The 22405-nt window shown below is 58.0% G+C and carries 19 protein-coding genes and 2 pseudogenes; 7 read left to right on the forward strand and 14 right to left on the reverse strand.

The features are described from left to right. Positions 1-66: 66 nt before the first annotated feature. A complete protein-coding gene (locus CAter10_RS13350) occupies positions 67-999 on the forward strand; it encodes a hypothetical protein (protein ID WP_061533783.1) in 933 nt (310 codons plus the stop codon). Positions 1000-1015: 16 nt separating this feature from the next. Here the strand turns inward: CAter10_RS13350 and CAter10_RS13355 are convergent, their stop codons facing one another. From CAter10_RS13355 to CAter10_RS13370, 4 genes are all read right to left on the reverse strand, one after another. Then, positions 1016-2026: a fimbrial protein gene (locus tag CAter10_RS13355; protein WP_061533784.1), complete on the reverse strand. Its 1011-nt coding sequence runs from the start codon at positions 2024-2026 to the stop codon at positions 1016-1018. A gap of 2 nt (positions 2027-2028) precedes the next feature. Continuing rightward, positions 2029-4599 (reverse strand): fimbria/pilus outer membrane usher protein, encoded by a 2571-nt coding sequence (locus CAter10_RS13360; protein WP_061533785.1) that lies wholly within the window; start codon positions 4597-4599, stop codon positions 2029-2031. A 94-nt stretch (positions 4600-4693) separates the two neighbouring features. Then, entirely contained in the window at positions 4694-5437 is a 744-nt protein-coding gene (locus CAter10_RS13365; protein WP_061533786.1) for a fimbrial biogenesis chaperone, read from the reverse strand. Positions 5438-5663: 226 nt separating this feature from the next. Continuing rightward, positions 5664-6203: a fimbrial protein gene (locus CAter10_RS13370; protein WP_061533787.1), complete on the reverse strand. Its 540-nt coding sequence runs from the start codon at positions 6201-6203 to the stop codon at positions 5664-5666. Between the two features lie 109 nt (positions 6204-6312). Between CAter10_RS13370 and CAter10_RS22525 the strand changes: the two genes are divergently transcribed. Further along, positions 6313-6633, forward strand: coding sequence for a hypothetical protein (locus CAter10_RS22525; RefSeq protein WP_128083073.1), 321 nt, complete (start codon positions 6313-6315; stop codon positions 6631-6633). 188 nt (positions 6634-6821) lie between these two features. Continuing rightward, a complete protein-coding gene (locus tag CAter10_RS13375) occupies positions 6822-8030 on the forward strand; it encodes an EAL and HDOD domain-containing protein (protein ID WP_061535349.1) in 1209 nt (402 codons plus the stop codon). A 19-nt stretch (positions 8031-8049) separates the two neighbouring features. On the opposite strand, the gene pnuC is transcribed toward CAter10_RS13375, so the two are convergent. Genes pnuC through CAter10_RS13390 form a run of 3 tightly spaced genes read right to left on the reverse strand, consistent with a single transcriptional unit; the run spans position 8050 to position 12069 of the window. After that, positions 8050-8664, reverse strand: coding sequence for a nicotinamide riboside transporter PnuC (pnuC, locus tag CAter10_RS13380; protein WP_061533788.1), 615 nt, complete (start codon positions 8662-8664; stop codon positions 8050-8052). After that, entirely contained in the window at positions 8664-9875 is a 1212-nt protein-coding gene (locus CAter10_RS13385; protein ID WP_061533789.1) for a phosphotransferase enzyme family protein, read from the reverse strand. Before CAter10_RS13385 ends, pnuC begins: the two co-directional genes overlap by 1 nt. Positions 9876-9894: 19 nt before the next feature. Next, on the reverse strand, positions 9895-12069 hold the full coding sequence (locus CAter10_RS13390) for a TonB-dependent siderophore receptor (RefSeq protein ID WP_236905349.1): 2175 nt from the start codon (positions 12067-12069) through the stop codon (positions 9895-9897). A 272-nt stretch (positions 12070-12341) separates the two neighbouring features. Here CAter10_RS13390 and msrB point away from each other — a divergent pair, with 272 nt between their 5' ends. Further along, positions 12342-12830, forward strand: a complete 489-nt coding sequence (gene msrB / locus CAter10_RS13395; RefSeq protein ID WP_061533791.1) for a peptide-methionine (R)-S-oxide reductase MsrB — start codon at positions 12342-12344, stop codon at positions 12828-12830. Positions 12831-12841: 11 nt separating this feature from the next. On the opposite strand, the gene CAter10_RS13400 is transcribed toward msrB, so the two are convergent. The 5 genes and pseudogenes from CAter10_RS13400 to CAter10_RS13420 all read right to left on the reverse strand — a co-directional run bounded on the left by CAter10_RS13400 (position 12842) and on the right by CAter10_RS13420 (position 17126). After that, positions 12842-13747, reverse strand: coding sequence for a 23S rRNA (adenine(2030)-N(6))-methyltransferase RlmJ (locus CAter10_RS13400; protein ID WP_061533792.1), 906 nt, complete (start codon positions 13745-13747; stop codon positions 12842-12844). A 221-nt stretch (positions 13748-13968) separates the two neighbouring features. Further along, on the reverse strand, positions 13969-14484 hold the full coding sequence (locus tag CAter10_RS13405) for a hypothetical protein (RefSeq protein ID WP_061535350.1): 516 nt from the start codon (positions 14482-14484) through the stop codon (positions 13969-13971). Between the two features lie 11 nt (positions 14485-14495). After that, complete coding sequence (locus CAter10_RS13410; RefSeq protein WP_061533793.1) at positions 14496-14750, reverse strand: GlsB/YeaQ/YmgE family stress response membrane protein; 255 nt, start codon at positions 14748-14750, stop codon at positions 14496-14498. Between the two features lie 194 nt (positions 14751-14944). Next, positions 14945-16695, reverse strand: a pseudogene (locus CAter10_RS13415) (ClcB-like voltage-gated chloride channel protein). A gap of 62 nt (positions 16696-16757) precedes the next feature. Continuing rightward, complete coding sequence (locus CAter10_RS13420; RefSeq protein ID WP_061533794.1) at positions 16758-17126, reverse strand: winged helix-turn-helix domain-containing protein; 369 nt, start codon at positions 17124-17126, stop codon at positions 16758-16760. Positions 17127-17288: 162 nt separating this feature from the next. On the opposite strand from CAter10_RS13420, the gene modA reads away from it, so the two are divergent. The 3 genes from modA (at position 17289) to CAter10_RS13435 (ending at position 19515) form a co-directional block, all read left to right on the forward strand. Beyond that, positions 17289-18050, forward strand: coding sequence for a molybdate ABC transporter substrate-binding protein (gene modA / locus CAter10_RS13425; RefSeq protein ID WP_061533795.1), 762 nt, complete (start codon positions 17289-17291; stop codon positions 18048-18050). Between the two features lie 81 nt (positions 18051-18131). Further along, positions 18132-18815, forward strand: coding sequence for a molybdate ABC transporter permease subunit (gene modB / locus CAter10_RS13430; protein WP_061533796.1), 684 nt, complete (start codon positions 18132-18134; stop codon positions 18813-18815). A 10-nt stretch (positions 18816-18825) separates the two neighbouring features. Next, positions 18826-19515, forward strand: coding sequence for an ABC transporter ATP-binding protein (locus tag CAter10_RS13435; protein WP_061533797.1), 690 nt, complete (start codon positions 18826-18828; stop codon positions 19513-19515). A 52-nt stretch (positions 19516-19567) separates the two neighbouring features. Here the strand turns inward: CAter10_RS13435 and CAter10_RS13440 are convergent. Together CAter10_RS13440 and aceA are read right to left on the reverse strand one after the other, a co-directional pair. Then, positions 19568-20655 (reverse strand): annotated as a pseudogene (locus tag CAter10_RS13440) (porin). Between the two features lie 415 nt (positions 20656-21070). Next, positions 21071-22366: an isocitrate lyase gene (aceA, locus tag CAter10_RS13445; protein ID WP_061533798.1), complete on the reverse strand. Its 1296-nt coding sequence runs from the start codon at positions 22364-22366 to the stop codon at positions 21071-21073. Between the last annotated feature and the right edge of the window lie 39 nt (positions 22367-22405).

Genomic DNA, 22405 nt, shown 5'->3' on the forward strand with positions numbered 1-22405 from the left:
ACGCATGGCGATATGGTAAAGTCGGCATCGCGCAATGTTGCCCCCGTCGACTCCTGATCCCATCCTATGACTGCCAATTCTTCCCCATCCGCTGCCCTCAAATCGCCCGCCTTCCGGATCGGCCTGGCCACCAGCCGTAGTCATCAGCACGGCCCCGATTCGGCGCTGGCGCAATTGCTCAACGGCAGCCGGAGCAACATTGAACAACATTTGAAGCCGCAATTGATCGTGGTCGGCCGCACGCTCGATGCAATGCAGCAGCTGGGCTTGCTCGATCAATACCCGCATATCGAACGCTTCCCATATGGACGTCAAGGCGGCCTGATGAAACTGGTGTCGCGCGTGGTCGATGCCGACCCGGCGCGCACGCTGGATGCGGTGATCTACATCATGGATCCTGTCGACCCATCGTCGACCTTTCCTGAAGCGGTCGCGCTGAAGCGGCAATGTGTGATCCACGGCAAGCCGTTCCTGTCGACGCTCGCCGGCGCCCGCGAGTGGCTGGAATTGGAAGCAGTGGCTACCGGCGCAACACCCAATGCAGCGCTCGATCCAACGTTCGACCTCGGCAACGAAGGCATCGCCCTGATCGCCCACGATGCGATGAAAGAAAGAATGTTGGATATTGCGGAACGCCACTTCGCATTGCTGGACCAGTTCGCATTTCGCTGCGCTACCGGTACCACCGGCAGCCTGCTCAACAAGCTGGCGCAAAAAATCAAAGGGGAAGAAGCCGGCCGCAACTGGGTTCGCCCCTTCCTCAGCGGCCCGCTGGGCGGCGATGCGCAGATTGCCGAATTGATACTCGACCGTCAGCAATGCCGCCGCGTATTGTTCCTGGAAGACCCGCACGTCGCGCGCCAGCACGAAGCCGATATCCAACTGCTGGAACGCGCCGCCCGCACCGTTACCGATTACGCGTTGTGCATCAGCGATGCGCAATGCGGCGAGCGCTGGCTTACTCTGTTGCAGCAACGCGCGGCGTTGGCGACATCCTAGACAACAGCGCCTGCCGTCATTGATATTCGACGGTGAAGGTGGCGGTGCCGTTGGCGCTGCCGGTGGTAACCGTGCCGGCAGTCTGATAATAGCGTGCCGTGAACGGCACCACATACTGGATATCCGCCGACGGACCGACTGTCATTGCGGTACCGAATATCACCGGTTGGCTATTCTTGTCGAGAATCTGGATGGCGACCCCGGTTGCCACGCCGGCGCTCTGCGTCAACTGCGTAACCCCGGCGCTCTTGGATAAATCCGCAGTCGCTTGCATGTTCAGCAAAATGGTGTTCTGGGCGTTTTCGCCGCGCTGGCAATTCAACTTGATATTGAAAGGACGGTCGCCGGCCGTCGAACCGATGCCTTTGAAACTCCCCCGGGAAATCGAACCGAAATTCACCACCACATTTTGGGAGCCGGTATCGACCGTGCATGAAGGCGTGATGATGGTGATGCCATTGCCAGACAGAATGGAAGTGATGGCGGACTTGTTGTCGCCATTGCCGACATAGGTGGTGTACGTGCCGGCCGCCAACGGCCCGTTACCGGTCTTGGTGGCGGTCTTGATCAACTCGACCGTGAAATACGACGGACTCAAAAACACTGCGTTGCCATTGGCGATATTGATGACATGCGGATAGTAAGTCTGTCCAATGCCGGTAATCTGGCGCGACAGCCTGATACCGACACCGGTCACAGCAGTCGTATAGACGTTCGGCATCCCGGCCACCGGAGAACCTTGCAAAATGCTACCTGTCACATAACCGCCACCGCTGCAAATCCAGGATGTTTCCGATGCGCCCGCGATCGGAATGGTGAAGCTCTTGGTGGCAAATACCGCGCCAACGGCAGCGTTGTTCGGAATGACCACCGTACCCATGTCCATCTGGATGATTTTCTCGACCGCGCCGGCTGGCCGCACACAAGCCGCCTGCGCCCCCGATGCGCCCAGCAAAGCCGCTGCGGACAATGCTATCCATGCCAGATAGCCGCCGATGCCGATGATTTTTTTAGTTAATTTTTCCATGTTTACTCACACTGTGCGTTAAGTTCGCGAATCGGCGCTGGATTCTTCTCGGCCGACAGCTGGTATTTGACGCTGCACTGTTCTGCCGCACCCTGCCCCCACTTGACGTTCAATATGCCGCTTTCCTTAGCGCCGGTAATAAAGGTCTGGCCCTCGCTGCCTACGATGCCCAATTCCTGCCCTTGTTCGTTATCGACCTTGGCGCCGAACGGCAACGGCCTGCCACCCTTGTCGCTCAGGTTCAGCATGATGCGCAAACCGATCGAGGTTTCGAATTTCGCCAGCACCACTGCGCCGCGGGTCGGCACCACATCCAGCGCGGCATTCTTGATCTCGATGCTGTCGCCGAGATCCTCGGTGCGCACAGCCAGACGGTTGACGCGGTATGGGCTCAGATTGGCCAGGACAGCGTTGCCGCGGCTATCGGTGCGAACACCCGGATAGACTTCGAAGCCAACATTGGCGGCGTCCGGCGCTTCCACCAACGCCATGGTTTCACCGAGAGGTTGCGACAAGGTCACGCCGCCGCCATGCACCACCAAGCCACCTGCCATGCCCAACGTGGTCTGGCCGTAGCCGGAACCTTGCGCGCGGCCGAAATCAACTCGGCCGTACTGCGCCAGATAGCTGGCAGAGGCGCTGCCGCTGTTGTCGCTCTGATTCGAATGCGCGGCCGTGACGTTGTAGGTCAGGCGGCCATCGTCCAGTGCCGAACCATAGACGCTAGCTTGCTGGGTCAGTTCGCCGTTGTTGCCCTTGGCCACGGTGTAACGCGCATAGGAACGGGTGTCGCCCAGCGGAATCGACAAGGTCGCCATCAGCTGGCGGTTCGACGGTCCGTTCAGATTGGTGCTGTAGTTATAAAAGATGCTGTAGCTGAACTGCTTGTAGAAGTTCGAGTATCCGATCTGCATCAGGCGGTCTTTCTGATCGGTGCCCCAGTAGCTTTGCTGCTGGATCGAGGCATAGGCGGTGCCGCCCCTGCTGCCCAGCTGCTGCGCCAGTTCCAGGCGCACCTGATTGCGCCGGTTGTTGAGTGTCTGGCCATTCTGCAGATCCTGCATCTGCGCCGCTTCCTGGAAAGTGCGGAAGCCGCCGGTGGAATAGCGATAACCGGCCATGCGCACGCTGGTGCCGTAATTTTCAAACGATTTGGCATACAGGAAGCGTAACGACTGACCGTCATAACTCTGGTTAAACAACCCCTTTGTATGCGCTTGCGACAAGTCCGCGGAAATCGCGCCGAAATCACGCAGGTTCTTGCCGGCCCCGAACAATATGGATTGATATATATCGGAAGCGATCACGCCGCCGTACACCGAATATTCCCGGCCGAGGCCGCGCGCCACCGTGCCCTGCACGAAATTCGGCTTGGCGTTGCCAGATCCGGTGCTGACGGTGGAATAACCGTTGCGGTACTGGCCGCCAGTCACGCTGTAACGCCAGGCGCCTTCGCGCAGCAAGGTCGGCACTGCGGAGAAGGCCTGCTTGAATTTGGTCTCGCGGCCATCGGCCTCGGTGATCGTCACTTCCAGGTCACCGCTGGTGGAGGTCGGATACAAGTCATCCAATACAAACGGACCAGGGGCGACATAAGTGCTGTACACCACGAAGCCGTTCTGGCGCACGGTGACGCGCGCGTTAGTCTGCGCTACGCCGCGGATGGTCGGCGCATAGCCTTGCTGACTATCGGGCAGCATGCCGTCATCAGATGCCAGCTGCACGCCCCTAAATTGGAAAGCATCGAAGAAATTGCCGGGCGTGGTGCTGTCGCCGATGGTCAGCTGGCCGCCAAGCGAAGCAATATCGCGCTGCAAATAGGAAGTCACCGACTGCCAATGACCTTCGCCGTCGACGCCGCGGTTATAGGTCGAAAAATTGCGGAAGCGCCAGTCGCCAAGATTGAAGCCGCCGCGCAAGCCAGCGTACAAGGTATTGCGCGCTTGGGTGGTCGCGCTGGGGTTGGCGTTGAATTCGGTAATACTGTTGTTCATGGTGCTGGAGGCATTGTTGCCGCCGTCATAGCGCGCCGCCGAAATCTGGTAATCCAGCATCGCCACATTGATGCCCTTGTCCCACTTGTCGGGACTGATGGCGCCGCGCGCCTGACGCTTCATGGCAGCCTGAGGAATGCTGATGAACAGGCGTAGCTTCTCGCCATCGAAAGAAACGCTGGAACCGGGAATCGCTTGCGCCAGGTCGACACATTGATCGCCGGCCGCCATCAGCACCGGAAATACTTCAACCTTGACACCCCAGCCGTCCAGCATGGCGCGTGTCAGGCATGGCTGCGCATTCTTGCCATCATCCTTACCCACAAAATCAACCTGGCTTTGACCAACGCCACTTTCATTCAGGCTGACGTCAACCAGATAATTGCCGGGCAGGACACGATTGCCGAACGCGAACAATGACAAGTCGGCACGGCTTTGCTCACCGCCGATATTCAGGAACTCCTCGTTGAATACCGAGCCAGATGGCCCTTGCGCATGGGCCAGTTGCGCCAGCACAGCCAGCGTAATCGCGGACAATGCGAGTCGTACCGGCTTGCGTTGATATGACGATCTGATCACTGCATTCCTTCCGTAATTTCTGCCTTGCGCGACAGAGTCATTTGCCTTGACAGGACTAGGTGCTACCTGCTGTTGTCTGGAACAAAAGCATTGTTTATTTGCCGGCAGCTGCCGGCGTGGCGCTTGCTACCGCAGCCTTGGTCACGACTTCCGGCGTTTCTCCGCCGTAGTCATTGATGGTGGTGTAGCTGACATCGACCGGCTGCGGGCTGCTGATCGCCGTCAGCGGAAAATCCATCGCGCCAAATGCCGGCACCATGCCAGCCTTGGTCTGTTCCTTGCCGCCGTTGATCTTGAAGCCGGTAAAGGTGATGTTGTATGCGCTCGGATTGTTAACACGCAGCGCAGCGCCCTTGCCATCCTCAGCCGCCACCACAGCCAGCGTGATCAAGCTGCGAGCCTCATCCGGCTTGCCGGCCAGGCCCGCCGGCCGGTAGAACACCTTGATGCGGGTACGCACCGCGATTTGCAGCACATTCGGCTGATCCGATTTTTCCGGGATTTCCTTGACGTTGAGCCAGAACACCGATTCACGGTCACTCGGCAAATCGTTGGAGATGCGCACGATGCGCAAGATGTTTTCCGCTCCCGGATCGAGCCGCGATAAAGGCGGCGTCACCAGCAGCGGCGCCTTGTTCTTGCCTTCGCCAGCATCAATCCAGGTCTGCACCACATAGGGCGAGCTACCGGTGTTTTTGAGTGGAATCGATGCCTGCCGGTCTTTTTCTCCAATGATCACGCGGGTACCGCCCAGCATCACGCTGGCGCCTGCCACCAGCGTGCATGCGGCCAGCACGCTGCCGACGACGGCGGAAATAATGAATCTTTTGTTCAACATGGAAAACCTCGTCTATCAAAATGTCCTATGCACAAATTTCTAAGCAAGCAGTGCGTGCTCACAAATTGATGCATTGGCAGGGGGAAAATGGCGGCCGGCATGCGCTTGCGTTTCGGCATGCCGGCACATCCTCAAAAAAACTGGCCGCAACAGGCGCCAGTACACACCCCGCCAAACAAGGCGAAACGGCTAATGCCGCTTCAAGATGTGTGCGTAGGCGCGCTGATTACAGGTAAGTAACAACGAACTGCGCTGTGGAGTTAGCTGGGCCGACAGTGACCGCAGGGCCGGTCGACACATAGGTGGCTTGGAAATTCAAAGGATTGTTGCCCAGGCCCAGAACGTAAGTACCCGATGCCGAACCGACAGGAATCTTGGTACCGGCAGAGTCGCCCAGCTCGATAGCCACGCCGGTTGCGGTAGTCACGCCAACTTGGCCAGCGTTTGCCAGGGCCAGATCGTCAGTCACGTTGACATCGGTTGTGCCGGTGAAAGTCACAGTTGCGCCTTTGGCAGTCGCGCCGCAGTTGGTCAACAGGATCTGGAACTTCGATGGGGTTGCCTTCTTGCCTGCTGCGCCATTCAATACTGCACGCGAAACAGTACCCATCGGCACCGTGATGTTTTGGCTGGACGGATCGATTGAGCATGGGGAATCGACGATCTGGCCGTTGAAATTAACCGTGCCGCCGTCAGCGAAAGCCGCTTGGGACAACAGACCTGCAGCAGCAACTGCAACCAGTTTAGCGATAGTCGTTTGTTTCATTTTTACCCTTAGTTTTAAAGTTGAAGGTTTCATTCAAGTTAATGAATTGCCAACGCGGCGAAACACATTCTAAGGGCAAAAATTTACAAAAATACATTTATAACAATGTTTGACAATTTCTAACTACCATCAATTTCTTCACTACAAAGAAACAACTGGCAATTCGGTCATTTTTGCGACCTGGCTTTCATTTAAAACAATTAACAACAATCAAAAACTCCAATACCAGCTTGGCTTTCCGGCTCTTTCTCAAGGAAAACACAAGAAAAAATTGCCTCGGCAATACAATATTCGCTCAGGAAATATTCCCTATCAAAAACAAAATTATCGTTACGCCTTGTTACAAAATAGCCACAATCTCTTCCCCCAAACGGTCATTTGCAATTCCACATATCGATTGCCCTCAACTTTCCTGCCAAATCGCCGTTAACACGGATCAGGGGATTTTGATCTTGCAAGACGGAGAGACGCGACCATGCCGATTGAGGTAATCACATCAATATGCTTGCAGCCAGCGGCGTCGCTTTGCATTTTCTGTTTCCCGAATACGGCGATCAACTTCTCTGCCTGAGACGGCTTGTGCTTCCCTATCCAACCATCACCCACAAAAAATCCAAGATGAGTAACGAAAACTTCATTGTGCGAGAACCACTGCTTGATCCGAAACAGCGCGTTGTCGGGTATGACCTGACCTGGCAAGAGGCAGGCAGCGACGGCACGCAAGCCGGCGAAGCTGAATTGAATGCTCTGTTGGCCTTCGTCGCTGACCAGCTGACCAGCAAAAAGGACGGCTGGCTGTTGGGCAACAAGATATTGTTTCTGGAAGCATCGCCAGCCTTGCTCAGGGGTGATGCAATCAAGCGGATTCCGGCCGCGAGCACCGTGCTGACGCTTCATAGCGCCGACCTGGCCGATCCCGACACATTGAGCGCGGTCAAGGGGTTGCGCGCTGAAGGCTATGGCGTTTCCCTGCGTGGCGCCGATGTGATGAAAGAACAGTTGCTGCCCGACATATCGCACGTCGAAGTGCGCTTCTCGGCGGGGGATTTTGCTGCGCAAGCCAGGCGCTACGCCGCTTTCAAGAAATCGTCGGTACGCATGCTAGGGCGACCAGTCACTACCTGGCAGGATTACGATGCCTGCGCCATGCTCGGACTGGATGCATTTGTCGGCAAGCTGCACCTGACGCCGCGCGCGGGAAATCGCCCCAAAGGGCTCAACCCGGCGCAACAGATCATCGTGCAGATCATGAACATGGTCGGCCAAAACGAGAACATCCAGAAAATTGAAGAAGTCTTCAAGCGCGATCCCGGCTTGTCGTATGAATTGCTGCGGTTCATCAATTCGGCCGCATTCGGATTAAAAACCGAGGTGCAGTCGTTGCGCTCGGCGCTGGCGCTGCTCGGGTATGAGGCCTTGTTCCAGTGGCTGTCGCTGTTGTTGGCTACCGCCAGCAGCAGTGGCTACTCGCCGGTGCTGATGGAAACAGCGATCATCCGCGGCCGCTTCTCTGAATTGCTCGGCCAGCAGCACCTGCCCAAAGGTGAATCGGAGAACCTGTTCGTGGCGGGGATTTTTTCATTGCTGGATCGCCTGCTTGGCGTCAGCATGGATGAGGTGCTGGCCAGCATCAAGCTATCGGACGATGTGGCCGCAGCCTTGCTGACGCGCAGCGGACCGTACGGTCCTTACGTGGCGCTGGCCGAGGCTTGCGAACTGAATTCACCGTTGATCGGGCCGCTGTCTTCGTCGTTGAAGATCAGCCCGACCGAAGTCAACGCCGCCCATCTTTCGGCGCTGGCCTGGGCCCAGAACCTGGGAATGTGAAGAAATGTTTGCCGTCGCACTAGGCGGCATCGGGCTGTTGACTATCCAACGCGTGCCGCTCGCCGGCGGCACGCTCGTGCAGCGCCAGCTGGCGCTGCCAGTTGCGCAGGCCGATGATCGCCAGCACGATGAATCCAGCGTACAAACCCGCCGTCAAGTACAGATCCTTGTAGATATACACACCGACATAGACAATATCGACGGCGATCCACAGCCACCAGTTAGCGACGTACTTGCGCGCCATCCAGAACTGCGCCACCAGGCTGAAACCCGTCAGTGCCGAGTCGAGCCACGGGATGTGGGCATCGGTAAACCGTGCCATCACATAACCGAGCAAGACGCTGCCTGCGGCGCCGATCAGCATGCCGATCAGCCAGCCTGAGAGCGGCAGCCGTTGCGGCAGGATTTCATGCTGCTCCGTTTTCGCCTTGCTCCATTGCCACCAGCCGTACAACTGCATGACGGCAAAGATCAGCTGCAGCAGGAGGTCAGAATACAGTTTCGCATCGAAAAAGATACGCGCATACAGCAGCACCGACACTAGGCCGATCGGCCAGCACCACAAATGGCGGCGCGCAGTTAGCCAGACGGCCAGTGCGCTGACGATGACGGCGACGATTTCCAGAACTGACATCAAGATTCCTTGGGAGTGGCAAGACCGGCGGCCCGTTGCCGCAAATGCGCCAGCAAATAGCGCCCGGCGTCGCTGTTGAACCACTCGGCGTGCCCGAGAAAATACGTATCGTACGCGAGCGAAGCATTCTCGGCGGATTTCTGCACGCCGTGGAAATAGGCGAGCTCGGACAGTGCAAATTCGGCGTGCGCCAGCGGCAGCAAGGCTGGCAACGCTTGCGCCTCAAGCGCCGACAATGGCGCCAGCGCCTGGTAGGCATCAAGCAACGCATCAAGCTGGTCGATATGCACCAGCGGCCTTTGATTGTCCGGCTGCTGCGGCAGCGCCAGCCATTCGATGATATTGCGTTCGATCGCGATGGCCAGGTCATAGACCGCGCAAGTACGGTCGGACAACCCGAAATCGACTACCGTCGCCACCGCCGGCGCCGCTTCTGAGCCTTGCCACAGCAAGTTGGAGGCGTGCCAGTCGTTATGTGTCCAGAGCGGTTGCAAGCCGTGCAACAGCGGACGCAACTGGGCATGAAACGGCAGCAATGCCTGCGTCACATCGTGGCGCCAATCGCGCGCCGCCAGGTAATCGGCCAGTGCCGGACGCTGCGCAATGTAGCGCTCCATGCGCGACAGCACTTCCTGTGGCTCCTCCGCATGGAACAAGGTAAAGCCGGATGCCAGCAACTTTACGCTGCGTGCCGGTGCGTCGTAACCGCGTGCAGCTAGATGCAAGCGGGCCAAGGCGGCGCCAGCCGCTGCCGCATCGGCACAATTGGCAAAGGGCGTCCATGAGGTAGCGTCGCGATAGCGGTCGACGCCCTGGCCGATGCGATGCACCTCATAGGTCCACTCACCTGCGGCATGCGCACTGTGGCCGTCGGACGTATTCAGCACAACGCTGACCGCCAGCCCGTGCTGCCGCAGGTGCGCCATGAAGCGATGCTCTTCCGCCAGCTCATCGGCAGTCCTGATCTCGCGCAGCAGGCGCTTGACGAACACCGGGCCCGATTCGGTATCGACGACGCAGGCGCTGGAAAACGGTCGTGGGCTGTGCCACGCAAGCCGCGTCGCCGCGGCAACCTGCGGATAGTGGCGCAACAGCTGCGCTACCTCGTCCAGTGTCAGCGAAGGCCAGCTCGGCGTGACCACATCCAAGCCCATCCCGTGACTCAGGACAGGCTGCAGTGTCGCGTCACTGTCTCGGTTTACCTCGCTCATGCCTGCATTCCCATGCGGATTAAAAATCGTACTGGAGCGACAGACGCGCAGTGCGCGGCGCGCCAAGGTGCAGGTAGCCATCGCCGATGTATTCGCCGACATCCTTCCAGTAACGCTTGTCGAACAGATTGTCCACGCTCAAGCGGATAGTAGTCGGATGTCCCGACCAGCTGGTCTTGTAGCGCAACCCGGCATTGAACAGCGAATACGCTGGCACGCTGACATCGCCTTCACGGGTCGCCGCCTTGCTGGCGCTGTATTGCCAGCCGCCAAGCAGGCTCAGGCCAGCAACATTCGGCAGCGTATAGGCGGCGTACACGGCGGCGCGCCAGCGCGGCACATTAATTGACTGATGGCCGTCGTAGGCAGGCGTACCAGTATCGTTTGCCTGTGCCTGGATGAAGGCCAGGCTGGCGGTCAGCCGCAATTGCTTGCTGACCTGGCCGGCGGCGCCCAATTCGATGCCCTTGTGGGTTTCCGTGCCTTGCTGGGTATAGGTGAAACCGTTCTCATCCGGCTTCGGATATTCATAAGGCTTGGTCATCTGGAAAACCGCCGCGCTCAGACTGAGCTGGTCGCGCCAGTCGTATTTGACGCCGGCTTCAATCTGATGCGAGACGGTCGGCGGCAGGAACGCATAGGCGTTCTCGGTCCACCACGGCGCCTGCCCGCCCATCGTCAAGCCCTTGCTGTAGCTGGTGTACAGCGACAGATCCGCTTGCGGCTTGTAGACCAGCGCCACTTGCGGCAGCAGTAATGTCTTGTCGGTTGTGCGCGTCGCCGTGCCAGTATTATCCAGCGCGCGCTCGTTGACCCACACCTGGCGTGCGCCGGCGATCAATTGCCATTGCGGCGTAAAACTGATGCGATCGACGGCAAACAGTGCCTTTTGCCGGCTGTCCAGGCGCAGGTAGGACGCGTCAGGCGTCAGCGGCGACGGTGCGTAGACGATCGGGTTCGGGTTGTAGATATTGTCGCTGCCGACATATTCATTGACGCCATCGCTTTGCGACACGGTGCGGCGGAACATGCTCGCGCCGAAAGTCAGGTCATGGCTGATTTTTCCAGTAGCCACTTTGCCTTGCAGGGTCGCCTGCAACTGGTCATTGCGCCGCGTATCGTCGGGGAAGCGGTAATCATAGATATCGAAATCGCCGTTGGCGCTGAAATAGCGTGCTGGCGTTCCGCCCTCGCCACAGGTCGTGCCGTAGCCGCAACCGTATGGAAAAGCCGAATTATCATCGATCACGACCCGGCTGCGGCTGGCAGCCACAGAGGCACGCCAGTCCGGCGTCAGGTCGAGATCGAGGCGCAGATTCATATTGACGGAATTGATGGTGACCGGCTTGGCCCAAGGCTGCGCGCCGAGCAGCGTGCTGGGCGACACATTGGTCGGCACAACGGTGCCGCCCAACAATTGATAGCCAGGCGCCGAACGCTGCTCGCGATGCTGGTATTCGGCATCGAATTGCAGGCGCGCCTGCGACGAGATTTTCCAGTCGGCCGCCAGCGACGCAAAGCTGCGTTCGCCATCGGCGTCATTGACATAGGAATGCAAGTCTTCGTGCGCGGCGTTAATGCGGATGCCGAACTGTTTCCGCTCGCCGAACAAGGTGCCGATATCGGCCGCCAGATAGCGCGAACCGCGCGAATCGGTTTCCAGCGTCACCGAACGCACATCGGCCGGCCGCTTGGTCACATAGTTGACCAGGCCGCCCGGCGCTGCCATGCCACTCTGCAAACCCGCCAATCCTTTCAGGATTTCAACGCTTTCCTTGTTTTCCAGCGCCACGTTTTGCTCGCCCGCAATGCTCATGCCATTGATCTGGTAGCTTGAAGCCAGGTCCAGCGCAAAACCGCGGATCATGAAATTTTCGTAGTAGCCGACCGGCGCGTAGTTATCGCCGACCGAGGCATCGTTGCGCACCACTTCACTCAGCAGGCGCGATTGCTGATCGTCGAGTTGAGCGCGGGTAATGACCGAGATCGATGAGGGCGTATCGAGCAAGGATGCATTGCCGAAGGTGGCAATCGAAGCCGTGTTCCTGCGGTAACTGTCGGGAGCGGGGCCGGAGCCAGTGACCGTAATGGTCGGCATGGTCGCATCGACCGCTGTTTTCGCTTCCTTTTGATCGTCAACGCTTTGCGCCTGCGCTACGTGGGCAGTGGCTGCCGCTATCAGCGTGATCAGCAATTTCCTTTTGGTATGAACAGGCAGCCCGCCATCGGATGCGGGGGATATTTTTTTGTATTTGTCATTATTTTGATGCAGTTAATGGCATATCAAACAATCAATATGCACATTGATGAGCCTGAAAATGCGGATGTAATTCAACAAGGATTCGCATTATCCGTCTTTTTGATTAGATTGTAATAAAGCACAGGCCATACCGCCCTTTTGCATCCGGACGACATTCCTGGCCGTATAACTCAGTAATGCCGGTTTAAAACGAAAGGAATGCTGCCATGGTTACCCGACGCAATGCCATCTTGAGGGCCGGCGCCGCGCTGCTGGCCGGCGGATTGTTGCAGGGCCTGGGCCGACGCAGCGCTGCTGCCGAAGTGTTTGAAGTCGTGTACACCGATGCGGAATGGAAGCGACGCCTGACCGCAATCCAGTATGCGATCCTGCGCCAGGAAGGCACCGAACGCCCGTTCACCAGCCCGCTCAACCATGAAAAACGCCCTGGCACCTTCTCCTGCGCCGGTTGCGATCTGGCGAACTTTTCCTCCAAGACCAAATTCGACAGCGGCACCGGCTGGCCCAGCTTCTGGCAGCCGTTGCCCAATGCAATCGCCACCAGGACCGACAGCACATTCGGCATGTCCCGCACCGAAGTGCATTGCCACCGCTGCGGCGGCCATCTGGGCCACGTATTTGACGATGGGCCCAAGCCTACCGGCCTGCGCTACTGCATGAATGGGGCCGTGCTGAAATTCAGGCCTGAAGTCTAGTGCCGGACTCCCTATACGCGCCGGGTGCCGGTATCGACCGCCTTGGTTTGTCCCGATTCCAGCGTAAAGCCGGCGCCGGAATCGGTACCTAAGGTTTTCACCAGGTACGGCATCAGCTCTTTAAGCATCGGCTCCAGCGTCCACGGCGGATTGATCACGAACATGCCGCTACTGTGCAGGCCGAAGCCGTCTGGGGACGGCGTGCGTACCGTCAGCGTTACGTTAAGCCAGCCATTGGCTTTCATGCGCTTGAGCTTGTCCGGCATCTGGCGCGATTCCATGCGGTTCAGCAACGGATACCAGACAGCGTAGGTCCCGGTCGAGAAACGGGTTAGTGCATCTTCAATCGTATTTTTGACGTGCCGGTAGTCTTCCTTCACCTCATAAGGCGGGTCGATCAATACCAGGCCACGGCGCGATGGCGGCGGCAGCAACGCCTTCAGGCCGAGGAAGCCATCACCCAGCGTAATCATCACGCGCTTGCCGCGACCGCTGCCACGCTCGCGTTCAGCCTCGAGACGGCGAAAATTGTCGGTCAGGATCTTGCCATCGCTCGGGTGTAGCTCAAACAGGCGCAGACGGTCCTGCTCGCGCATCACTGCATCGGCGCAATATGGCGAGCCAGGATAGTAGCGCAGCTTGCCGTCCGGATTGAGCTGCCGCACCACGTCCACGTATTCGGCGACTGCCGGCGGCAGATCCTTGCGGTCCCAGAGACGGCTGATGCCGGTTTCGTACTCGGCGTTTTTCGATGCATAGCCGCCATCCAGCGCGTAGACGCCGGCGCCGGCATGGGTATCGATGACCATGTAGGACGTATCCTTCTGGCCTAGGTAACGCAGTAGCTGGATGGTGACCAGGTGCTTGAGCACATCGGCATGATTGCCCGCATGGAAGGCATGGCGGTAACTCAACATAAGAAACTCTATCGTGGTGAAGTGGTTTTGCCCCACTCTACATCAAAGGCCGCAGCGGCAGCCGCGCAGATCAGGGGCGCTGGCGTGATCGATGCAGGAACGGGGTGAGGTGGTCGTGCGTGGTGCTGGCACCTGCAAACGACCCGCATTCTATCATTGCGGCCATCGCCGTAGCGCTTTGATGACTGCCAGGCCACCCGAATATAGGAATGCGGAGCGGATCATTCGGTCGCAGCTTGCACTTTTAGCATCTCTTCTGCAACCTTGACGCAAGCGTCGATATGCCGGTTCCCCACGGCCCGGAAGGCGGAGAAACCGATCGCCGCCGACACCATCTGGCCGGCAATCGGCACCAGCCGGGTGGCATTCTTGGAAACCACTTTGACCCCACTGCGCGTCAGCAGCTTCAGCAGGACTTCACGCGTCACCACCCGTCCCACCAGCGTGCTGCCGAGACCGACGATGGTGCTATAGGTCGCGACCTTGAGTTTTGGATGGAGCTTTTCGATTTGTTCCGGGGCCAGGCCGAATTCGGTATTGATGTCTTCGATCAGCCGCGACAGCAAATGGATATCGATTGCGATGTCGACGCCCATGATCGGCAAGGCCGAGGCGCCAGCCGACAGCAGCGCCTTGCGCGCCACCATCTGGCGGCAGCGCTGGCGCACCGCCTGCAGCGCATGCTCAGTCTCCGGCAGCAGCACCTCGGTGCTGCGTTGATTTTTCTTCCCGCGCATGCGCTCCAACATCAGCTAGCCGCCTTGCCTTTGACAAACCCATATATCAGCAGCAGCACGAAAGCGCCAACGATGGAGCCGATGAAACCCGCCCCCTGCCCCGCGTGATACCAGCCGAGAGCCTGGCCGACATAGCCAGCCAGGAAAGAACCCGCAATACCCAGCAAGGTCGTCACGATGAAACCCATGTTCTCGCGCCCCGGATGCAGGAATTTAGCGATCACACCGACAATAAAACCCACGATGATTGTCCACAGAATTTCCATTGCTGCTCCTCTGAGTTGATTTTGACTGTTGTCTACAGGCCAATCATTTGCCGCATGAAAACAACAAAGGCCCGGCGATCAATATAGTGCAATCCTCGCCAATGTGGCGCGATCAATAAGTAATTTTTTGTAAAATATACTCGGGAAATCGTTAAATAACCCAATGAAAAAGCAATGTTTCCAGATGTTTTCCGCTAGGCATGCAATTCCTGCGAACGATCCAAGCGGAAGTAAGCATCCAGCAATGAGGTCTTGTAGACAGCGCCTAGCAACTCAGGGTCGCTCTTGCTACGCACCACCGGCAAGCGCTCACCCTGATGATCGAGGAAGGATTGCAGCGCTTCCCCCAGCGACATCTCTGGCGTCACCACATGCAGGAATTCGCGCCGCAGGAAATCCGCGGCCTGGCGCTGCTCGGTATCGTTCTTATCCAGCAGGCAGGACGTGATGTCCTGCAAGGCGACCACGCCGCAATAACGATTTTTCTGGTCAACGATGTATATGTACTTGACCGGATATTTCAGGAACAAGCCGCTGATCTCGGCGAACGATGCATCCATCGGTAACACCGTCTGCGCCGGCCGGATCAGCTCGCTCATGTGAATGCCACGCAGCTTGACGCGCTCCTGGGCATCGCGATTGCGCTTGATGGTGATGTCGTACATCGAGGCGCCATTGATACTGCGCGAGACAAAGTAAGCCACCACGCAGGACAACATCAGCGGCAGCACTACCTGGTAACTCAGCGTCATCTCGAAAATCATCAGGATCGCCATCAGTGGTGCGCTGGTAGCCGCCGCCAAAAACGCACCCATGCCTACCATGGCGAAAGCAAACGGCGCCGAAGTCGTCCCGGCAGCAACACGTGCAGTACCTGGCCGAACAGGTAACCGATGGCGGCGCCGACAAATAGCGTCGGCGTAAAAATGCCGCCGATGGCGCCGGAACCCGTCGTGATCGCAGTCGCCACGACTTTCAGAACCAACACCACCAGCACGCTCCACCAGAGCCAGGGCGTGTGCAGCAGCGAATTGACCACGCTGTAACCATTACCCCACACTTCCGGCAGCCAGATTGAAATCAGGCCGACCAACAAGCCGCCTAGGCCCAACCGCCACGGCAACGGCAAGCCGGTTTTTTTGAATATCTGCTTGGAAAACCCCAGCAGACGTAGGAACTGCGGCGCCGCAACGCCGGCCATGATACCGAGCAGCACGAACCACAGGATCTCGATACCGGCAATTGGCGGGAACGGCGGCATCTCATAGGCTGGCCGGTAGCCTGGCAATTCGCGCATCGTGATGTTGGCGACCACAGACGCCACCACTACAGGCCCGAAACTTTCCATCACGATCGCGCCCAGCACGATTTCGGTGACAAAGAAGGCGCCGGCAATCGGCGCGTTATAGGCCGAGGTGATCCCCGCCGCCGCGCCGCACGCAACCAGCAGGCGCAAGCGGGCGGGGCTGAAATGGGTAATGCGCCCGACCAGCGATGCCGCCAGCGCCGACAGCTGCACCATCGACCCTTCGCGTCCGATCGAGCCGCCGGAGACGATGGTCGCCAGCGACGACAGGCTGCGCAGCAGGCTCTGCCGCACCGGAATGTTGCCATCGCCGATCGCCACCGCTTCCATATAATCGGACGTGGCGGCAGCCGGCACCCGCTTGGCCAGCAGCAGGATCGCGCCTGCCACCACGCCGCCGGCGGCAGGCAGCAACAGTCGCCACCACCACGGCAGGCTTTTGGCCATTGCGACAAAGCTGCCGCTATGACCAGTCAGCAGCATTTGCATCCCGTAGATGCATTCACGGAACAGAATGGTCGCCAGGGCTCCAAGAAAACCGACCACCGCGGCCCACAGCAGCATCGAATTACTTTCGGAAAAGCCGAACATGCGCTGCAGGCGGATGCGGTATCGGAGGAGCGTGCTACGTAAAAGCATGGGTGTGTGATGGCCAGTGAAACGTGATTTGTATGGTGTGTAGTGCGCTTTCGGCGGCAGAGTTAATTGCTTGCCGATTCCTCCGGCGCCGTCATCAGCGAATCGAAATAGGCCATGTCCGCCGCCACGGCAGCTTGCGCGCGAACCTCCATCGCCAGATAGCGTTCGACGATATCGCGCCCTTGGTCTGTGACGTGCGCACCGCCACCCTTGGCGCCGCCAGTCGCAGTCGCCACCAGCGGCAGCGTGAAGCAATGGTTCATCTCTTCCACCAACAACCAGGCGCGGCGATAAGACATGCCGATCGCCCGCGCTGCGGCGGAAATTGAGCCGTTCTGGTCAATCGCCTGTAGCAATGCCGCCTTGCCCGGGCCGAACGCGATCGCGTCGCCCTGCATCACCCTGAGTCGAACCGATTTGGAATTTACCATGAGCGGGATTGTAACAAGGCGGGCGCGCCAACTCAGCTATTTTGTTGCTTATCGTTGGACTCACTCAGATTTGCTGACCCGGTACCGGCAGTTTCAAGTTGACTCTCGCTGTATCCTGCCATATATTCCGCTTTTGTCCGTTGCCGCCTAGGAGATAATTTGATGCTGCCTCGTTTTAAGCGTTTAATCCTTGCTTGCGCCATTCCGCTCATGTTGTCGGCGCCGACAACGCATGCCGCCGACCTGATCGTTTCTGCAGCAGCCAGCTTGACCAATGCCTTCAAGGAACTTGGCCAATCTTTCGAAGCGCTGCATCCGGACACCAAGGTCATTCTCAACTTCGCCGCCTCCGATGTGCTTTTGCAGCAAATCGTCAAGGGCGCGCCGGCAGATGTCTTTGCCTCGGCCGACCAAGAAGCAATGAACAAGGCTGAAGCGGAAAAGGCAGTTCTGCCCGTCACTCGCAAGAACTTCGCCAACAACCAGATCGTATTGATCGTACCGATGGACAGCCAATTACATGTCTCGCAGTTGCAAGACCTGACTCAACCGGCGATCAAACGCATCGCCTACGGCAATCCGGCCTCGGTGCCGGTCGGCCGCTACACCAAGGCCGCGCTGGAGAACGCAAAATTGTGGGATGCGGTATCCGCCAAGGGCGTACCGGCGCAGAACGTGCGCCAGAGCCTGGATTATGTGGCGCGTGGCGAAGTCGAGGCTGGCTTTGTCTTTTCAACCGATGCCGCGATCATGCCGGACAAGGTCAAGGTTGCGTTGCGCGTACCGTCGCAGACACCCGTCACCTATCCGATTGCCGTCACTTCCAATAGCAAACAGGCAGACATCGCCGCCAAATTCGTCGACTATGTCCTGTCGCCAACGGGGCAGGCCACTCTGGCGCGCTACGGTTTCCTGAAACCTTGATTGGGCGGTATGATCGTCAAGTCATTCGGGTGTATTCGGACATTCGGGAGCAGCGTCCAAGGTGAGTAGAAAGCAGAATCAATGAACATCGAGAGCAGCGTCTGGGTCGCGCTCTGGCTTTCGCTGAAAGTCGCAGGCTGGGCCACCGTGCTCAACCTGCTGCTCGGCGTTGCTGCCGCCTATGGGCTATCGCGCTGGCGCTCTTCTGCACGCGACCTGGTCGACGCCATCCTTACTCTGCCTCTGGTACTGCCGCCGACCGTGCTTGGCTATTACCTGCTGGTGCTACTGGGGCGCCGCGGCGTGTTCGGCGCGTGGTTGGAAAAGTGGGGCATCGAGCTGGTATTCACCTGGCAGGGAGCGGTGATCGCCGCCACCATCGTCGCCTTTCCACTGGTCCTCAAATCGGCGCGTGCCGCATTCGACAACGTCAACCCGCAACTGGAAAACGCCGCGCGCGTAATGGGTGTGTCTGAAGCTGGCGTATTTTTCCGCGTGACGTTGCCATTGGCATCCAAAGGCATCACTGCCGGCGTGTTGCTGGCATTCGCGCGTGCACTCGGCGAATTCGGCGCGACGCTGATGATCGCGGGCAATCTGCCGGGCCGTACCCAGACCTTGTCAATCGCCATCTATGAGGCGGTCCAGGCTGGTGACGACAATACCGCCAACGTACTGGTGTTGATCACGTCGGCGACCTGCATCGTGGTGCTACTCGTCGCTGGCTGGTTGATGCCTAAAAACCAGCAGCGCCGGCCATCGTGAAAGCTGACCGATGACCATCGAAATCAATATCCGCAAGCACCTGCAAGCTGAAGAACGTGGCTTCAACCTGGACATCGCCTTGCACACCGATAGCAATCGCGTGGTGCTGTACGGTCCATCCGGCGCAGGCAAAAGCCTGACGCTGCAAGCGCTTGCTGGTTTGCTGCCCCCTGACGAGGGCCTGATACGACTCAAGCAAAACACGCTGTTCGACAGTGCGGCTGGCATCTGCCTGCCGCCCCAACAGCGCAAGGTGGCGTACCTGTTCCAGGATTACGCGTTGTTTCCGCACCTGACCGTGGCCCAAAACGTCGCTTTCGGCTTGCGCAAGGGATGTTTCAACATGCGCCGTCCACAGCAGCATCCGGCAGTACAGAAGTGGCTTGCGTCGTTTGAACTGAGCGCCACCGCCAACAGCTATCCGCATCAGCTATCCGGCGGCCAACGGCAACGCGTGGCATTGGCCCGGGCATTGGTGTTGGAGCCGGATATCCTGCTGTTGGACGAACCATTTTCCGCGCTCGATCTCGGCTTGCGGGAACGCATGCGGCGCGAACTGTTCGAATTGCAACAGCGCCTGGATGTGCCGATGATGGTGATCACACACGATCCGGCAGATCTTGCACTATTGGGCGACGCCATCTTCGAAATCCGCGACGGCATGATCGCGACGCCCGAGAAAATACACAGCCGGATATAAAAAAAGCGCAGACCTTGCGGTTCTGCGCTTTTCATTTATAGCATCACGCTGCTTAGAAAATGTGACGGATACCTACGCCAACACCAGTCACGCTATCCCTGCCCACCAGCTCCGACAAGGCTGCGTCCTTCGCTTTGTTGTAATCCACAGTACCGTAAACCTGGGTACGCTTGGACAAGGCATATTCCGCCACGCCGACCAGCGCGTAACGAGTGCCGTCGCCCAGGTTGCCGACCGAAGCCACTGTGACATTCTTGCTCTTGTCATAGTAGCCGGCAGCGGTCAGGCTCCAGGCTGGGGTGGCCTGAAAAGTCGCGCCCAGGAAGTAGGCATTGTCCTTGCGCTCGACACCACCGATGCCACCGTTGATCGCAGCGACGCTATTGGAGACGCCGAAATACGCTGGGTCGTACCGGTGCTGTCCTTGATCTGATAGTAGCCGCCGAACAACTTGGCCGCGCCGATCGCATACGAAGCACTCAGGTTATAGGTCGTGTCTTTCCAGTCCGAATTGACTGGGCTCACGGTTTGCAGGTAGCCAGCGCCGAACGACAATGGACCAGCGGTGTATTGTGCCGAGGCGCCAAACTGGCTACCCAGCTTGACCGATCCGGCCTTCTCACCCATCGCATAGCTCAAACCACCGGAGAAACCGCCGAATGTGCCGTAGTACTTGATCATGTTGGAGTTACGCACCAGCGTAGCACCGGCTGGCAACCAGGCATTCTGGTCGTAATTGCCGACGGTCAGCGGATCGAAGTGATCGGCCATCAGATCGAACAGTGGCGTATATTGGCGACCCAGCGAAATCTGACCGAAAGAACCGCTCAGGCCGACATACGATTGGCGGCTGAACAGAGTACCGGCGCTGGACATGCTGCCGTTATCGGAGTTGAAGCCATTTTCCAGGCGGAAAACCGCTTTCAGGCCGCCACCCAAATCCTCAGTGCCCTTGAAACCAATGCGGCTGTTGGAGATTGCACCATTCGTGACGATGAAGTTCTTTTGTCCGGCTGCGTTGTCGCTGCTGAGATAACGAATGCTGGTATCGACAATACCGTAGATGGTGACATTGGTCTGCGCCATTGCACTGCCGCTGGCCAAGCCTGCCGCTACGAGTAATAAAGAATATTTTTTCATGCACTCCTCCAAGGATTAAAGCTTTTTAGATTTTGTGCGACAGCGGGACGGCAGTATCGGATAGAACTGCCATCGCTATCGCCTTACGACTATTGATGGCTCCTTGCGCGCTCGATGCGGCACGGGCGGGGGCTCAGTCGGCAGGAAATAATATCAGAACAACTTTCCTCACAACAATGAAATCATCAAAAACAGCATATGCGTATGTTGTTTTTGGTGCTGATCGGGGACTTGACTAATTTCGATCTCTGCGTCGTTTTCTCTCGCGTCGCGCGAAAGGCAACTCAAAAAAAAACCGCACCCTTGTGGGATGCGGTTTCCTGGGCGGCCGTTGCGGTAACACCGGCCACTTTCCATTTGTGTGCGGCGATCTAGTTGCCGTTCAACGGAATAGTTTTATTTTTTACACAATTAATCACGCAACCTTGGCTTCGAAGAATTGTTCATCTTCTGTCGATCCATGCAACGCGGTAGTCGACGACTGACCTTGCTGGATGGCCTGAGTCACTGCATCGAAATAGCCGGTGCCGACTTCGCGCTGATGCTTGACCGCGGTGAAGCCCTTGTCGGCGGCGGCGAATTCGGCTTCCTGCAGCTCGACGAAAGCGGACATCTGGTTGCGTGCATAACCGTGCGCCAGGTTGAACATCGAGTAATTAAGTGCATGGAAACCGGCCAGCGTGATGAACTGGAACTTGTAGCCCATCGCGCCCAATTCCTTCTGGAACTTGGCAATAGTGGCGTCGTCCAGGTTCTTCTTCCAGTTGAACGATGGCGAGCAGTTATACGCCAGCATCTTGCCTGGGAACTTGGCATGTACCGCTTCCGCGAATTTCTTGGCAAAAGCCAGGTCCGGCTTGCCTGTTTCGCACCACACCAGATCGGCATATGGCGAATAGGCCAGTGCACGGGAGATTGCCTGATCGATGCCTGGACGAGTCTTGAAGAAACCTTCGACAGTGCGCTCGCCGGTCAGGAATGGCTTGTCGTTTTCGTCGACATCGGAAGTCAGCAAATCTGCCGCTTCGGCGTCGGTACGAGCGATCACCAGAGTCGACGTGCCCGAAACGTCCGCTGCCAGACGCGCAGCATTCAGCTTCTCGACTGCTTCGCGGGTTGGCACCAGCACCTTGCCGCCCATATGGCCGCATTTCTTGACCGATGCCAGTTGGTCTTCGAAATGGACACCGGCAGCGCCGGCATCGATCATCGACTTCATCAATTCGTAGGCATTCAACACACCGCCGAAACCGGCTTCCGCATCAGCTACGATCGGCGCGAAAAAGTCGATATCGTTTTTGCCTTCCGACCATTGAATCTGGTCAGCGCGCTGGAACGTGTTGTTGATGCGCTTGACTACCAGCGGCACCGAGTTGGCTGGATACAGCGATTGGTCGGGATACATTTCGCCAGCCAGGTTGGCGTCGCCGGCCACTTGCCAGCCGGACAGGTAGATCGCTTTCAAGCCAGCTTTGACTTGCTGCATCGCCTGGTTGCCGGTCAATGCGCCGAGTGCGTTGACGAACGGCTCGTTGTGAACCAGATTCCACAGTTTTTCGGCGCCGCGCTTTGCCAGCGTGTGTTCGATCTGTACCGAACCGCGCAAACGGACCACGTCTTCCGCAGAGTAATTGCGGGTAACGCCTTTCCAGCGTGGATTCTCAGCCCAGTCCTTGGCCAATGCTGCTACTTGCTGTTCACGTGTAGTCATCGTCGTTCTCCTGTTAAAAGACAAAAGTAAAATCAAATC

Origin of the sequence: Collimonas arenae, assembly GCF_001584165.1 — a bacterium.
GTDB classification, from domain to species: domain Bacteria; phylum Pseudomonadota; class Gammaproteobacteria; order Burkholderiales; family Burkholderiaceae_D; genus Collimonas; species Collimonas arenae.

What these genes read in the sequence shown, in the direction of transcription:
- pnuC (WP_061533788.1), bottom strand. Translation starts at nt 8,664, where the DNA reads ATGTCAGTTCTGGAAATCGTCGCCGTCATCGTCAGCGCACTGGCCGTC.
- modB (WP_061533796.1), top strand. Translation starts at nt 18,132, where the DNA reads ATGAACATCGAGAGCAGCGTCTGGGTCGCGCTCTGGCTTTCGCTGAAA.
- CAter10_RS13420 (WP_061533794.1), bottom strand. Translation starts at nt 17,126, where the DNA reads ATGGTAAATTCCAAATCGGTTCGACTCAGGGTGATGCAGGGCGACGCG.
- aceA (WP_061533798.1), bottom strand. Translation starts at nt 22,366, where the DNA reads ATGACTACACGTGAACAGCAAGTAGCAGCATTGGCCAAGGACTGGGCT.
- msrB (WP_061533791.1), top strand. Translation starts at nt 12,342, where the DNA reads ATGGTTACCCGACGCAATGCCATCTTGAGGGCCGGCGCCGCGCTGCTG.
- modA (WP_061533795.1), top strand. Translation starts at nt 17,289, where the DNA reads ATGCTGCCTCGTTTTAAGCGTTTAATCCTTGCTTGCGCCATTCCGCTC.
- CAter10_RS13435 (WP_061533797.1), top strand. Translation starts at nt 18,826, where the DNA reads ATGACCATCGAAATCAATATCCGCAAGCACCTGCAAGCTGAAGAACGT.
- CAter10_RS13405 (WP_061535350.1), bottom strand. Translation starts at nt 14,484, where the DNA reads ATGCGCGGGAAGAAAAATCAACGCAGCACCGAGGTGCTGCTGCCGGAG.
- CAter10_RS13350 (WP_061533783.1), top strand. Translation starts at nt 67, where the DNA reads ATGACTGCCAATTCTTCCCCATCCGCTGCCCTCAAATCGCCCGCCTTC.
- CAter10_RS13385 (WP_061533789.1), bottom strand. Translation starts at nt 9,875, where the DNA reads ATGAGCGAGGTAAACCGAGACAGTGACGCGACACTGCAGCCTGTCCTG.
- CAter10_RS13410 (WP_061533793.1), bottom strand. Translation starts at nt 14,750, where the DNA reads ATGGAAATTCTGTGGACAATCATCGTGGGTTTTATTGTCGGTGTGATC.
- CAter10_RS13365 (WP_061533786.1), bottom strand. Translation starts at nt 5,437, where the DNA reads ATGTTGAACAAAAGATTCATTATTTCCGCCGTCGTCGGCAGCGTGCTG.
- CAter10_RS13370 (WP_061533787.1), bottom strand. Translation starts at nt 6,203, where the DNA reads ATGAAACAAACGACTATCGCTAAACTGGTTGCAGTTGCTGCTGCAGGT.
- CAter10_RS13375 (WP_061535349.1), top strand. Translation starts at nt 6,822, where the DNA reads ATGAGTAACGAAAACTTCATTGTGCGAGAACCACTGCTTGATCCGAAA.
- CAter10_RS13400 (WP_061533792.1), bottom strand. Translation starts at nt 13,747, where the DNA reads ATGTTGAGTTACCGCCATGCCTTCCATGCGGGCAATCATGCCGATGTG.
- CAter10_RS13355 (WP_061533784.1), bottom strand. Translation starts at nt 2,026, where the DNA reads ATGGAAAAATTAACTAAAAAAATCATCGGCATCGGCGGCTATCTGGCA.